The sequence below is a fragment of the Ruania albidiflava DSM 18029 genome, from assembly GCF_000421225.1.
Lineage (GTDB): Bacteria > Actinomycetota > Actinomycetes > Actinomycetales > Beutenbergiaceae > Ruania > Ruania albidiflava.
In genome coordinates, this window is sequence record NZ_ATWL01000002.1 from 368,799 (window position 1) to 382,515 (window position 13,717).

At 70.9% G+C, this 13,717-nt stretch carries 13 protein-coding genes; 8 read left to right on the forward strand and 5 right to left on the reverse strand.

Annotated features, from left to right (window positions below; all coding sequences use genetic code 11):
- Positions 1 to 10: 10 nt before the first annotated feature.
- Positions 11 to 2,281, reverse strand: a complete 2,271-nt coding sequence (locus K338_RS0104130) for a HelD family protein (RefSeq protein WP_245542885.1) — start codon at positions 2,279 to 2,281, stop codon at positions 11 to 13.
- A 193-nt stretch (positions 2,282 to 2,474) separates the two neighbouring features.
- On the opposite strand from K338_RS0104130, the gene K338_RS0104135 reads away from it, so the two are divergent.
- Both K338_RS0104135 and K338_RS0104140 read left to right on the forward strand, forming a co-directional pair.
- Complete coding sequence (locus K338_RS0104135) at positions 2,475 to 3,401, forward strand: proteasome assembly chaperone family protein (protein WP_022916921.1); 927 nt, start codon at positions 2,475 to 2,477, stop codon at positions 3,399 to 3,401.
- 310 nt (positions 3,402 to 3,711) lie between these two features.
- A complete protein-coding gene (locus tag K338_RS0104140) occupies positions 3,712 to 3,915 on the forward strand; it encodes a cold-shock protein (protein ID WP_027286417.1) in 204 nt (67 codons plus the stop codon).
- 96 nt (positions 3,916 to 4,011) lie between these two features.
- Here the strand turns inward: K338_RS0104140 and K338_RS20390 are convergent, their stop codons facing one another.
- Complete coding sequence (locus K338_RS20390; RefSeq protein WP_022916923.1) at positions 4,012 to 4,821, reverse strand: spermidine synthase; 810 nt, start codon at positions 4,819 to 4,821, stop codon at positions 4,012 to 4,014.
- A gap of 129 nt (positions 4,822 to 4,950) precedes the next feature.
- On the opposite strand from K338_RS20390, the gene K338_RS20395 reads away from it, so the two are divergent.
- The 3 genes from K338_RS20395 (at position 4,951) to K338_RS0104160 (ending at position 7,094) form a co-directional block, all read left to right on the forward strand.
- A complete protein-coding gene (locus K338_RS20395) occupies positions 4,951 to 5,346 on the forward strand; it encodes an SAV_6107 family HEPN domain-containing protein (RefSeq protein WP_022916924.1) in 396 nt (131 codons plus the stop codon).
- Positions 5,347 to 5,417: 71 nt separating this feature from the next.
- Positions 5,418 to 6,665: a DNA polymerase IV gene (gene dinB / locus K338_RS20400; RefSeq protein ID WP_022916925.1), complete on the forward strand. Its 1,248-nt coding sequence runs from the start codon at positions 5,418 to 5,420 to the stop codon at positions 6,663 to 6,665.
- A gap of 51 nt (positions 6,666 to 6,716) precedes the next feature.
- Positions 6,717 to 7,094 carry a DUF3040 domain-containing protein gene (locus K338_RS0104160; RefSeq protein ID WP_022916926.1) on the forward strand — a complete coding sequence of 126 codons (378 nt, stop codon included), beginning with the start codon at positions 6,717 to 6,719 and terminating at the stop codon, positions 7,092 to 7,094.
- Between the two features lie 23 nt (positions 7,095 to 7,117).
- Here the strand turns inward: K338_RS0104160 and K338_RS0104165 are convergent, their stop codons facing one another.
- From K338_RS0104165 to K338_RS0104175, 3 genes are read right to left on the reverse strand one after another with little or no spacing between them, the layout of a single operon-like run.
- Positions 7,118 to 9,319: a transglutaminase TgpA family protein gene (locus K338_RS0104165; protein WP_157612202.1), complete on the reverse strand. Its 2,202-nt coding sequence runs from the start codon at positions 9,317 to 9,319 to the stop codon at positions 7,118 to 7,120.
- Positions 9,316 to 10,428 (reverse strand): DUF58 domain-containing protein, encoded by a 1,113-nt coding sequence (locus K338_RS24290; RefSeq protein ID WP_022916928.1) that lies wholly within the window; start codon positions 10,426 to 10,428, stop codon positions 9,316 to 9,318. Before K338_RS24290 ends, K338_RS0104165 begins: the two co-directional genes overlap by 4 nt.
- Positions 10,429 to 10,443: 15 nt before the next feature.
- A complete protein-coding gene (locus tag K338_RS0104175) occupies positions 10,444 to 11,514 on the reverse strand; it encodes an AAA family ATPase (RefSeq protein ID WP_084480574.1) in 1,071 nt (356 codons plus the stop codon).
- A gap of 207 nt (positions 11,515 to 11,721) precedes the next feature.
- Between K338_RS0104175 and mraZ the strand changes: the two genes are divergently transcribed.
- The 3 genes from mraZ to ftsL all read left to right on the forward strand — a co-directional run bounded on the left by mraZ (position 11,722) and on the right by ftsL (position 13,717).
- Positions 11,722 to 12,150 (forward strand): division/cell wall cluster transcriptional repressor MraZ, encoded by a 429-nt coding sequence (mraZ, locus tag K338_RS0104180; RefSeq protein WP_022916930.1) that lies wholly within the window; start codon positions 11,722 to 11,724, stop codon positions 12,148 to 12,150.
- A 200-nt stretch (positions 12,151 to 12,350) separates the two neighbouring features.
- Positions 12,351 to 13,325, forward strand: coding sequence for a 16S rRNA (cytosine(1402)-N(4))-methyltransferase RsmH (gene rsmH / locus K338_RS0104185; protein WP_022916931.1), 975 nt, complete (start codon positions 12,351 to 12,353; stop codon positions 13,323 to 13,325).
- Positions 13,322 to 13,717, forward strand: a complete 396-nt coding sequence (ftsL, locus tag K338_RS20410; protein ID WP_040652724.1) for a cell division protein FtsL — start codon at positions 13,322 to 13,324, stop codon at positions 13,715 to 13,717. The genes rsmH and ftsL overlap by 4 nt, the downstream gene beginning before the upstream one ends.

Here is a 13,717-nt window from a genome sequence, read left to right on the forward strand (position 1 = left end):
AAAAACGTGCTCAGTGCGTGGACGCCAAGGGTGCGGGCAGCTGCCCCGTGTGCACCAGGTGCAGACGTTGGGTAGCCCGGGTCATGGCGACGTACAGGTCTGCTGGAGCTCCGCCGTCGAGCAGCTCTTGGGGTTCGACCACGACCACCACGTCGAACTCCAGCCCCTTGCTCCCCGCTGGGTCCAGCACCACCACCTCGGCGCGCAGGTCCGAGCCATCACCGGCCCCGAGGGCCTCGATGAGCGCCGCGTGCCGCCGCTCGTCGGCGATCACGGCGAGCGTCCCGTGCCCACGCGCCCGGTGCACCACCTGCTGCACACCGCCCACCAGGTCGCTGACCTGCTCGCGTACGACGGCGTCTGGCACGTCCCGCGCAGAGGTCACCGGGGCAGGGGGGAGGTCCGGGCGCCAGGTCTGCATCGCCTGCTGCGCCAGCGCCATGATCGAGGCCGGAGTCCGGTAGTTCACCGTGAGCGTCTCGGTGCGGAACGTCCGTCCCAGCGGCCGGGAGAGCATCTGCTCCCAGTCCCGGGCACCGGCTCGGCTGGAGGTCTGCCACACGTCCCCGACGATGGTCATCGACCGCCGCGGGTTGCGCCGCCGCAGCGCTCGCCACGCCATCGCGGACAGCTCCTGCGCCTCGTCGACCACCACGTGCCCGTACGTCCAGGACCGGTCCGCAGCGGCACGCTCGGCGGTGGTCGACGCAGTCCCGCCCCCGGCGAACCTGCCCGCGACCATCTCAGCGGAGACCAGGCCGCCGCCGGCACCGGAAGCGGAGAGCATCTCCCGGGCATAGGCGACCTCCTCCGCCCGGCGGGCCTGCTCCGCCTGCGCCTCGGCACGGCTGGCCTCGTCATCGGCGCCGAGCAGCTCGGCCAGCTCGTCCAGCAGCGGTACGTCCGCAGCGGTCCAGGCCGCGCTGCGGTCGCGGGCGAGCCGGGACCGTTCGGCGGCGGACAACCGTGGTGCGGCCTCGGCGAGACGGTGCGGCTTGGCGTACAGGTCGGCGAGCAGGCCGGTGGCGGTCAACGGCAGCCAGCACAGGTTCAGCGCCACGCGCACGTCCCGGGCGGAGCGGAGCTCCTCGACGATGTCCGCGTGGTCCTCGGTACCGGCACCGACCTTCTCGGCGTACTGCGCGGCGAGCGCGTTCAGCATGTGCCGCACGAACGTCACCCGCGCCAGGTTGTGCGGCTGTCGGGAACGCCGGGCACGGGTCTGCGCCTCGACCATGTCCTGGGTGCGCAGTCGCAGCCGTAGCGAACCGACCTTGAGGTCCTGCTCGGGCAGGACGCGCTGACGGGCGCGCACGGCGTTGGACAGGATCCGCGCCCACAGGGGACGCCCCTTGATCTGTGCGACAGCCGGATCCTCGGTGCCGGTGGCCTCGATGCCGGGCAGCAGGTCCCCGATCGTCGTGGACACCACGCCGGTCTCGCCGAGCGCCGGCAGCACCTGCTCGATGTAACGCAGGAACACCCGAGAGGGGCCGACCACCAGGACCCCGGAGCGTTCGATCTGCTCTCGGTGGGCGTACAGCAGGTAGGCGGCCCGGTGCAACGCGACCGCGGTCTTGCCGGTCCCCGGTCCGCCCTCGACGACCAGCACCCCGTCCAGCGGGGAGCGGATGATCGCGTCCTGCTCCGCCTGGATGGTGGCCACGATGTCGCTCATCCGCCCGGTACGTTCTGCGTTCAGCGCTGCCAGCAGGGCGCCTTCGCCGCTGAGCACCACGTCGTCGGCTACCGCATCGGCGTCCAGCAGGTCGTCCTCCAGCCCGACGACGGTGCGCCCCTTGGTCTGCAGGTGTCGGCGCAGCACCACCTCACCCGGCTCCGCTGCAGTGGCCTGGTAGAACGGGCGGGCCGCCGGGGCACGCCAGTCGGTCAGGAGCGGGTGGTGCTCGGCGTCGGAGATGCCGATGCGGCCTACGTACCGGCGCTGCCCGTCCCGAAGATCGAGACGACCGAAGACGAGCCGGTCCTCCACTGAGCCCAGCTGCGCGAGGCGGTCCTCGTACAGTGTGGCGAACGCGTCCCGCTCGGACCTGTTCTGGTGCGTGCCCACTGCGCCGGTGCGCCGTACCTCAGCGAGGCGGCGCCGGGTGTGCGCACGCAGCTCGTCCAGCCGGGTGTAGACGGCGGTGACGTGCCGCTGTTCCTGCTCCAGCTGCCGCCGCTGGTCCTGCGCAGCCTCGAGGCCCCTGTGGTGGGAACCAGGCAGATCGACACCGGGCTGTGACGTCGATCGATCGGGTGCCATGTCGCTACTGGTCACCGATGGGTTCTCCTAGCGTGCGGACCGAACAAGGCGAACGATTATTATCCACTGTTTCGACCTGCTGCGGGTGCCTGAGCACTGTGATCTGCCTCCCGCAGGAGGGGACACTGCGACTGTCGCTGTTCGGTCGTGCGGACGGGAATGTCCCCCGCCCGGCCGGTGTTCAACCCACCGAGGTGAGAAATTGACGATGAAGGATCCACGAGAGCTGTACCGCTGGGCTGGCGACGCTCCCGCCCCGGAAGAGGGCGAAGCGCCGGTACTGGTGCACGCCCTGCAGGGGTCGATGGACGCCGGCAGCGCGGGCCGGTTGCTCGCCCAGCACCTGACCAGCAAGCTGCCGTCCGTGCGCGTGCTCAGCTTCGACATGGACGAGCTCCTGGACTACCGGTCCCGGCGTCCGGCGATGACCTTCAACGACGGTGCGTGGACCAGCTATGACGAACCGGAGCTGGTGCTCGACCTCATCCGTGACGACGACGGTGCGCCCGTGCTGCTGCTGCACGGGCTGGAGCCGGACCTGCGCTGGGAGCAGTTCGTCGCTGCGGTGCAGTCGGTGATCGAAGAGTTCGGGGTGCGGCTGACGATCGGGGTGCACGGTATCCCGATGGGGGTACCGCACACCCGGCCCATGACCGTGACGGCGCACGCCACCCGGCCAGAGCTGATCGAGGCCTATCCGAACTACCTCTCCACCGTCCAGGTGCCCGCGAGCGCTGCCGCCCTGCTGGAGCTGCGTCTGGGCCGGCGCGGTCGCGACGCGATGGGCTTCGCGGCGAACGTGCCGCACTACCTCGCCCAGGCCGACTATCCGCAGGCAGCGGCTGAGCTGGTCCGGCAGGTGGCCCGCGCCGGTGACCTGAGCCTGCCCGTAGGCGACCTGGAGGCCGCTGGCGCGCGGGTGCGTGGTGAGATCGACCGGCAGGTCGCGGAGTCCGAGGAGGTCACCGCAGTCGTGGCTGCGCTGGAGCGACAGTTCGACCAGTTCAGCGCGGCGGCGGAGAACGAAGGCCGGTCACTGGGCCGCACCCCCATGGACGAGCTGCCCAGCGCGGACGAGCTCGGTGCCCAGCTCGAGGCGTTCCTCGCCGGCCAGGACGGTGAGTCCCAGGACTGATCCGACCGGCGGAGACGTGCTCGGACCTGGGCAGGAGGAGGCTGGTCTCGGTGCACCACGCGCCTGCACCTAGAGCCAAAATCGTGATACCGCTGGCGCTGCGGTCACCGGACATGCCAGACTGGCTCGCGTTGCAAGCGTTTGACTTACGTAGGACCCGGGGCACGCACACTCCAGTGCAGGTCTCACGGGCGGCCATCGCATCCCGGTGGTGCCGGCCGCTCGCGCTGACGTGGGGCGAAGCATTGCGGCACCAGCGGAGCGAGCACAGGGCTCGCCCCAGAGGAGTCCCCGGAAGGACATGCACGACATGGCACAAGGAACCGTCAAGTGGTTCAACGCGGAGAAGGGCTACGGCTTCATCGCCCAGGACGGCGGCGGTGACGACGTCTTCGTCCACTACTCCGCCATCCAGTCCGAGGGTTACCGCACCCTCGAGGAGGCGCAGCGCGTCGAGTTCGAGATCACCCAGGGTCCCAAGGGCCCGCAGGCGGAGAGCGTCCGCACGGTCTGATCGAGGCTAGCGACGGCCCGCATCCCGCTCCGGGGTGCGGGCCGTCGCCTTCTGGCCCCGCACGGCACCTGACCGCGTAGGGCGAACCCGGCCCGCTCAGGCGACCTCGTGCGGTGGATCGGTGAACGGCTGGAACGTGCCGATGAACTCCCGCGATGCTGCCCGGTCCAGCACGGTGGCCGGCACCGGCAGCGCTCGCATCCGTCGGTCCAGCGCAGGTGCGGGCAGCGCCCGGTCGGCAGCGGCGATCACCACGTTGCCGTACCGGCGCCCCTTGAGCACACCCGGTTCGGCGATCACCAGCACGTGCTCGAACACCTCCGCCACTGTGGCGGCCTCTCGCCGGGCAAAGGTCAGTGGCGGCCGGTCCGCGGTGTTCACCAGGTACACCCCGCCCTCGGCGAGCGCGGATGCCACGGCCCGGGTGAACTCCACCGTGCGGACGTGCTCCGGGGGCTCGCGCCCGACGAACACGTCGCGCAGCACGACATCTTTGCTACCAGCGGTGATCGACTCGGTCGCCTCGCGCGCGTCGGCCACCCGGATGCGCAGCAGCGGGGCCCGCGGCAGGTCGAACCACTCCCGCACGTAGCGGGCCAGCAGGGCGTCCCACTCCACGGCGATCTGTCGGGACCGCGGCCACCTGGCGGCCACGGCCCGGGGGAGTGCACATCCCGCACCACCGAGGTGCACAGCCCGTACCCGGTCAGGAGGCATCGTCTCCTCCAGGACCGCCATCATCTGCTGCATGTACTCGAACACCAGGTGGGTGGGGTCGGACAGGTCCAGGTAGGAGCTCTCCGCGCCATCGATCAGCAGCATCACGCCGTTCGGGTCCGTTTTGTCGGTGGTCAGCTCTACTGTGGCGTGCGAGGTGCTGATCGGACCGGAGGGCAGACGGTGCACAGGCCTGAGCGCAGAGGATCGACGAGGCATGACCCGACGCTAGCGTGAGCCGGCCGCTAGGTCCGCACCCGTTGACAGGATAGAACCGATGTTCGATGATTGAGTCAGGCTGAGGGACGGAGGTCACCGATGAGGATCATGAGTGCGGCACGGCTGATCGCCCGGGCCGAGCAGGAGCTAGCCCAGGTGACCTCCGGACAGGAACCGCAGGAGGCCTTCCTGCACGCGCACATGGCAGCCCTGCGTGCCGCGGCCGCTGTGCTGGAGCTGCAGGTGGTCCCCGGTGGTCGCCGCCGGCGGGTGCGCAGCGCCTGGGAGCAGCTGGCAGAGGTCGGCCCCCAGTGGCAGGAGTGGGCCGACTACTTCGCCCAAGGGGCCGCCGTGCGTGCGGCGATCGAGTCCGGTCGCAGTGCGCACCTGAGCCCGGCCGAGGTCGATGAGGTGGTGGCAGCCGCTGCCGACTTCCTCGAGCAGGTCCGGGCCGCAGTCTCCATCTCGGCCCGTCCGGCACGGCTGGCCTCGTGACCGCCGGTGCGCTCGCGGGCGCAGGACGGGACACGCAATGAGGGGCAGCCACCGATGACCGGGACCCTGCGGTGAGCCGGGGCCCACGCAGCGCAGGCGCGCGCCGGGACTGGGGCGGCGACGACTCGGGTGCACCGATCCTGCATGTGGACATGGATGCGTTCTTCGCCTCTGTGGAGCTGATCGACCGGCCGGAGCTGCGGGGAACCCCGGTGATCGTCGGCGGCCAGCACCGCGGTGTGGTGCTGGCCGCCACCTACGAGGCACGAGCCAGCGGGGTGCACTCGGCGATGCCGATGACCCGCGCCCGGGTGCTGTGCCCCCAGGCGGTGGTGATCAGCCCGGACCACGATCGCTACCGGGACGTCTCCCGTGCGGTGATGGCGATCCTGGCGGAGATCACCCCGGTGCTGGAACCGGTGAGCATCGACGAGGCCTTCCTGGACGTCTCCGGCGCGCGCCGCCGGCTCGGGCCTCCCGCCGAGATCGCTCGGCGGCTGCGGGAGCGGATCGCCGCCGAGCTGCACGTACCCGCCTCCGTAGGCGTAGCCGCCACGAAGTTCGTCGCCAAGCTCGCCTCCAGCCACGCCAAGCCCGACGGTCTCCTGGTGATCCCAGCGCCGGCGACGGTGTCCTTCCTGCACTCGTTGCCGGTCGGGGCGCTGTGGGGAGTGGGCGAGCGGACCGCCGAACGGCTCTCCCGGTTGGCCATCCAGACCGTGGCAGACCTCGCGCACACCCCGCTGCCGACACTGCAGCAGGCCGTTGGCCGTGCCGGCGGGCAGCGGCTGCACGACCTGTCCTGGGGGCGCGACCCTCGGCCGGTGGAACCGGTGCGGCGGGAGAAGTCCATCGGGCACGAGCAGACCTTCGCGACCAACCTCACTGACCGGGCGGAGCTCGCTGCTGTGCTGCTCGACCAGGCGCACCGGTGCGCCGCCCGCCTGCGCACCGGTGAGCTGCTCGCCGGTGGGGTGGCGATCAAGGTCCGGCACGCCGACTTCACCACGCTGACCCGGTCCCGCGCGCTCGAGGCACCTAGCGACGTCGCCCACCAGCTCTACCTCACCGCCAGAGAGCTGCTCGCGGGAATGGACCTCCCGCGGGCGGGGGTCCGGTTGCTCGGGCTGCGGTGCGAGTCCCTCAGCGACGCAGCCACCACTGCAGTGCAGGTCCGCCTGGACGAGGACGAGACCGGACGCCGCCAGGCAGAGCGCGCGATGGACGTGATCCGGCAGCGCTACGGCGTCGATTCGCTCACAGTCGGGTCCTTGGTTCGTCCTACAACTACCGAGAATGCTCCGGGCGACATATCCTGAGAGGAGAAACCTCACACCGAGGCGACCCTGGACAAGAATTGGGAGGTGACCATGCCTCTCTCCGAGTACGAGCAGCGCGTGCTGGAGGAGATGGAGCAGCAGCTGCGCTCCGATGATCCCAAGCTCGCAGACGCCATCTCCGGGGCTGCGGTGCGGCGTCCCCGCAACGTCATCCTCGGCACCCTTCTCGGGCTGGCTGGTGTCGGACTGCTGATTGCCGGACCCCTCACCAGCTATCTGGTGCTGAGCATCATCGGCTTCCTCGCCATGTTCTCCGGCGTGATGCTGGCGATCTCCCGGCCCAAGCGGGTCCCGGCACCGGCAGCCGAGCACAACAACGTGCACGAGCTGAAGCGCAAGCAGAGCGGTGGCTTCATGTCCAAGCTCGAGGACCGCTGGGACCACCGTCGCGAGGACAACGGCCGCTGAGCGAACGTAGTCCTGCCGGCTCCTCAACGGGAGCTGGCGCGGGCCTTCGAACGGTCTCTGCCGTCTCGTGAGCCGGCACCGGTCGCCTCGCCCGCGCGGTCGCGACCGCTCGACCTGATCACCTGCACCCACCCGCGCACCGTCTGCGGACCTGGGCGCTGAGCATCGTCGCTCCCATCCCGGGTGTAGCGGGACCGTTCCACTGCGGTTGCGAGCTCGCGCAGCGCGGCCCGCGCCGGCTCGGTCGCCAGCGCCTCGTCCGCCACCACCACGACAGCCCGAGGGGTCGCCCCCGGCGGCACGTGACCACCCGCTGCACGTACGACGCCGAGAGCCTGTTGCCAGGCGGTCTCCAGGTCTCCGCTGGAGCGTGCGCGCCGGCGCCGCACGAGCAGCACCGCGGCGGCGACGACCAGCAGCACGACCGCCCCGACCAGACCCAGCAGCGGTGACGTGCTCCGAGCCAGGCCGTCGGCTTCGGCGGCGCCGGCCTCGCTGGTCTCTTCGGCGGACTCCGCCGACGAGCTGCTGGCCGTGGCAGTCTCCTCCTCGGCCTCGCTGGTCTGAGCCGGTGCCGAGGTCGCTTCCTCCGGCGACTCCTCCTGCGGCTCCGGTGCCCACGACGGCGCGGTGCCGGACTGGGTGCCCGGAGTGGGCTCGAACCGGACCCAGCCGACCTCTGGGAACAGCACCTGCGGCCAAGCGTGCGCCTGGTGCGCGGTGATCCTCCCGGTGCCCTGCTCGGTGAGCTCACCGGGCAGGTATCCGACGGCCAGCCGGGCCGGCAGGTCGAGGGTGCGGGCCATCATCACCATCGCTGTGCCGAACTGCACGCAGTAGCCCCGTCGATCGTGCAGGAAGTCCCAGACCGCGTCGCGGGTGCGGGCGCTGGTGACCGACTCGGTATAGGTGAACACACCTGGGTCACGGAGGTAGTTCTGGATCGCGAGCAGCTGCTCGTACGGGGTCTGTGCCCCAGCGTCGGTGACGATCTCGCGGGTCAGGTCGGTCAGGTCGGCACCGTACCCGGTGTCCGGAAGCCGCAGCAGTGCCGGGTCCACGTCCAGCGTGCTGGGGTCGAGGTCTCTCAGGTCAGCCGCGGTCAGGTCCCGTGGGCGGACGGTCACCTCGTAAGCGAGCTCGCCCGGCTCCGCCTGGTCCAGCCGCACCTCGTCCGTATGTGGTGCGTACGACGCCTGACCATCCACGTCGACCAGCCGAGGCTCACCAGGGATCGGCAGGCGGTCCTGGCCCAGGTCGTTGATCGTGATCGTCACGGTCCGTGGCTCGTCCGTGTCCACCTGGCCGGGCCACAGCACCTGACCGTCGACCGTCTCCCACTCCCCGGCCGAGCCCCGGTCCCAGGTGGCGCCGTCAAACTCGGTGAGGGTGTAGGCGTGCAACGGGCCCAGCTGACTCGGCAGCGCACCGGTGTAGGTCATCACGACAGCGTCCTGGGGTCGGTTCAGGTCGGCGCGCAGGTCGAGGCCGAGGTCCAACCGGGTGGCGTCGGCGTCGGCCAGCTCGGCTGGAGCGTGCCAGCGCACCGGGCTGGGGATCGCCAGGACCCATGGCGCGGCGACCAGCGCCACACCGAGCACCGCAGCGGTGACCACGCCTAGCGCGCCCATCCGGCGCCGGCTGGTCCGCCCGCCTGGTTCTCGCCACGCCTCCGCCCCGGTGGCCAGCATCGTGATGAACCCCGCCCCGGCGAGCACCACGGTCCAGCTGTGCACCGGGGCCAGCAGCAACACCGGCAGTGCCCAGAGCACCAGCGGCGGCAGTGCCGCCCAGGCTGGTGCGCGGCCGGGCACCGCGAGCAGGTCGGCGATCAGGTAGAGCACCGCGACACCTGCGGTCAGCAGCAGGCCGACCCCCGGGACATCAGCGATCGGCGGCAGCGCGACCTGGATCGCCGCCACACCCTGGTGCACCAACCGGTCCAGCGTCCCGATCGCTGCGCGGGTGGGGAGCACCCCGAGAAGAGCGTCGTCGTGGGCATACCAGGCAGTGATCGTCACGGCAGCGGCCAGCAGCGCACCGAGGGAGGGCACCAGCCCCCTGCGGGTCCACCGCCGCAGCACCGCCAGCACACCTACCATCACCAGCACGGTGGCGAGCACGGGGGCAAGCCACAACGAGGGGGCGACCAGGCGGTCGACTGCGAAGGTGCTGACCACCACGGTGAACGCGGTTGCCAGGCTGACCAGGACAGCCCGTGTCACTGCCGCCCCCAGGTGACCAGCGTGCGGTCCCACATGGCACCGATGTCCTCCCCAGAGCCGGTACCGGCCACCAACCAGCCAGCGGAGGTGAGGCTGTCCGCGACCACCGGGTCCGCGTCGACCACGAGCGCGAGGCACTGACGGGTCGAGGCCAGGGGACAGAGCTCGTCGAGCAGCCCCTGGTCGGGTGTCCGCAGCACTGCGACCAAGGCGTCGTGCCCGTTCTGGTCGGGCGCCGGCGGACGGCCGTGGTCGGCGCGTGCGAACGCGTCCAGGGCCGATGCGGCGTCTGACACCGGCACCGGCAGGCGCATCGGCGCGAGCGCAAGGTGGGCTTCCTGCCCGTCTGCGACCAGTGCCACCGCCAGCGATGCGCTCGCACTGACGGTCCACTCGGTGGCCGCCGCCGGGGAGGACTCCTTCGGGCCGAGGTCGACGATGATGCTGAGGCTGGTGTCGGTCATCGGGTCGTCCTGCCGGACCAGCAGCTCACCGTGCCGCGCCGAGGAGCGCCAGTGGATCCGGCGCAGGTCGTCTCCCCGCCGGTAGTCGCGCAGCGTCAGGTCGTCCAGGCTGCGTTCCGGCTGCCCGGCCTCGCTCGGGCGTGGGTAGCGCTGGGGCCAGAGTCGTACCAGGTCTGCCACATCGACCGTTGCCGGCCACACCAGCACCTCGGTGCTGCTGCCCGCTACGTGCCGCCACCGCACCAGCCGCAGCGGATCGGTCCGCAGCACCACTGCCGGGCCGAGCTGTAGTGGTCCGCGCCGGAGCGGGCGCACCCGGTACCCGCCACCATCACCCCCACCGCGCTCCACCTGCCCCCGCAGACGCTCACGCAGCGTGGTCCACGCCGGCAGCCGGGAAGGCACGGTCTGCAGCTGCACCTGAGCCCACTGCCCGACCACCGGACGGCGGGGCTGCACGACGCGGTGCAGGTCGATCCGCGGCCAGCCGAGCCGGTGCAGGCCCACCCAGACCAGTGCCACCAGCAGGGTCGCCAGGGGCAGTGCAGCCAACGAGCCGACTGTGCTGGAGTGCATCGACGTCGCGATGAACGCCAGCACGGCACCGGCGGCCAGCAGGCCGAGGCCGCGAGCGGTGGGACGCATCAGGTCACCCGTCGCTCACGAGTGCACAGGCACCCGGGTGAGGATCTCGGCGACCACGTCCTCCGCGGCCGTCCCCTCCACGCGGGCTGACCGGGTCAGGGTGAGCCGGTGGGCCAGCACTGACACGCCGAGCGTCTGCACGTCGTCGGGCAGGACGTGGTCCCGTCCGTCCAGGTAGGCGAGCGCCTTGGCCAGTGCGACCAGGTGCAGACCGGCCCGCGGGGAGGCCCCCAGCTGCACCCCGGGGTGCTCCCGGGTGGCCCGGAGCACAGCCAGGACGTACCGGAGCGCCTCGTCGGAGACGAACACGTGGCGCACCGCCGCACCGGCTGCCTGCACGTCCTCCGGTCGCATCACCGCCTCGATGCCGCTGAGCGGGTCGTGGAACCCGCCGGTGGCGAGCATCGACAGCTCGTCCTCGTCCGGCGGGTAGCCCAGGCTCACCCGCGCCATGAACCGGTCCTGCTGGGCCTCCGGCAACCGGTAGGTGCCATCCATCTCCACCGGGTTCTGGGTGGCGATGACCATGAACGGCTCCGGGAGCCGGTGCGTGGTCCCGTCCACCGTCACCTGCCGCTCTGCCATGCACTCCAGCAGTGCCGACTGGGTCTTCGGCGAGGCTCGGTTGATCTCGTCCCCGATGACCACCGTGGCGAACAGCGGACCAGGGTGGAACTCGAACGTCCCCGTCTCCTGCCGGTAGATCGTCACTCCGGTCAGGTCGCTGGGCAAGAGGTCCGGGGTGAACTGGATGCGCCCCAGCGTTCCGGACACCGACGCGGCGAGCGCCTTGGCCACGGTCGTCTTGCCCACCCCCGGCACATCGTGCAGGAGCAGGTGCCCCTGGGCGAGGAAGGTAGCCAGGATCGTGCGCACCGAGTCCGGCCGCCCGGGCAGCGCCTGGGTCATGTTCTGCTCCAGCCGTCCGATGGCCGCCTTCGGTGCGGCAGCCGCCGGCTCCTGCCTCCCTGCGACGCCAGCTTCTGCCCCAGCCGACGGTGCGGGCACCACAGTGGCTGCAGCAGTCGGTGGCACCGACTGCCCAGGTGGTTCGTCCGGCAACGGAGCGGCGGGCTGAGCAGGCATGTCAACGAGCCTAATCGTGGCTGGCCGGATGGCACGACGAATCCGCTCGCACCGACCTGTGCCGAAGATTCCCTCCACTTCTCACCACCCCTGCTGACCTGCGGGTTTAGTGCGCAATCCGTCGCCAGACCCGCAGTTTGTCGTTGCATGTGGTGGATTGTGGAGTAAAGTGGGGTCATCCGGAGCGCGTAGGAAGGGGGTGGAACCTTGTTCCTCGGTACGTACGAGCCCCGCCTGGACGACAAGGGCCGCCTGATCCTGCCTGCGAAGTTCCGGGACCAGATGGCGGCCGGGATCGTCATCACCCCAGGTCAGGAGCGGTGCCTGTACGGCTACACGATGTCGGCGTTCGAGGAGATCGTCGGCACGATGAAGACCGCTTCGACCACCTCGAAGGCGAACCGGGACTTCACCCGCTTCTTCCTGGCCGGGGCGAGCGACGAGATCCCGGACAAGCAGGGCCGGGTGACCATCACCGCCAAGCTCCGGCAGTACGCCGGGCTGCAGCGGGAGGTCGCCGTGGTCGGTGCAGGCAACCGGATCGAGATCTGGGACCTGACCGCATGGAACGACTACCTCGCGGCGAACGAGCAGGCATTCGCCGACATCAGCGAGGAGGTGATCCCGGGCTTCTGACCTCCGTCCGACGTGGTCTCTCACCGCAGTCTCTGACGCACTTCCCCGGCGCCAGAGCAGGCGGGGAGAGTCCAGGCCGGACGGCGGAGAAGAGCTCCACCGCCCAGCCGCTCCACTTTCCTCCACCAGGCCGCTCCACCCCCCTCCACCCACCGCAGCACCGCCCACCAGCCCAGATCCATCGACCGACCAGGAAGGCCATGACGCAGATGACCACCTCAGCCCGGCACACACCCGTGCTGGCGCAGCGGTGCCTCGATCTGCTCGCCCCAGCGGTCCAGGCCGACGGTGCAGTGCTCATCGACGCCACCCTCGGCCTCGGTGGGCACGCCGAGGCGGCACTGCAGCGGTTCGGCGGGCTGCACCTGGTCGGCATCGACCGGGATCCGCAAGCACTCGCACTGGCCACAGAGCGCCTGGCGCCGTTCGGCGACCGGTTCACCCCCGTGCACGCGCGCTACGACGCGATCGGTGCGGTCGCTGCCGAGCACGGTGTGGCCGGCCGGGTCCAGGGCATCCTGTTCGACCTCGGCGTCTCCTCGTTGCAGCTGGACGAGGTCGACCGGGGCTTCTCCTATGCCCAGGACGCTCCACTGGACATGCGGATGGACCCCACCACCGGCAGCACCGCGGCTGACCTTCTCGCGAAGGCGGACGAGCGTGAGCTGCGCCGGATCCTCAGCACCTACGGTGAGGAGCGGTTCGCCGGTCGGATCGCCGCCGCTGTGGTACGGCGCCGGGCGAGCGCACCCCTGAGGCGTACCGGTGAGCTGGTCGAGCTGGTGCGGGAGAGCATCCCGCACGCCGCCCGGCGCACCGGTGGCAACCCGGCAAAGCGGACCTTCCAGGCGCTGCGCATCGCCGTGAACGCCGAGCTGGAGGCGCTGGAACGGGCGCTGCCCGCGGCGATCGCCGCACTTGAGGTGTCCGGCCGGATCGTCGTGGAGTCCTACCAGTCGCTCGAGGACCGCATGGTCAAGCGCGCGCTGGTCGCCGGCGCCACCTCCTCGGCACCCGAGGGGCTGGTGCTGCCGCTGCCGGAGCACGAACCCTACCTGCAGCTGCTCACCCGCGGGGCGGAGGAGGCTGACGACGCCGAGCGAGCGGCCAACCCTCGTGCTGCGTCGGTGCGGCTACGGGCAGCGGTGCGGATCCGAGAAGGAGGCCCGTCATGAGTGCAGTACCCGGCCGATTGACCGCACCGGGTGCCGCGACCAGCTGGCGGCCCCGGTTGCGGATCGTGCGCGCACCCGCTGCAGGCCGCGGCCGCGCCGGATTCATCCTGCTGTGCGTGTCGATCCTGGTCGGGGCGTTGCTCGCCGTGCTGATGCTGAACACCGCCATGGCCACCACAGCGTACGAGATCCACGACCAGCAGGTCCGCCTGGCCAGGTTGTCAGAGACCGAGCAGGCGCTCGAGCAGGAGGTCGAGCGCCTGTCCTCGCCGGTGCTGCTGCAGCAGCGTGCCGACGAGCTGGGCATGGAACGTGCCGACGGGATGCGCTACCTGGTCCTCTCCGACCAGCGCGTCCTCGGCGGGGACGTCCCGTTGGTCGGTGAGGACTAG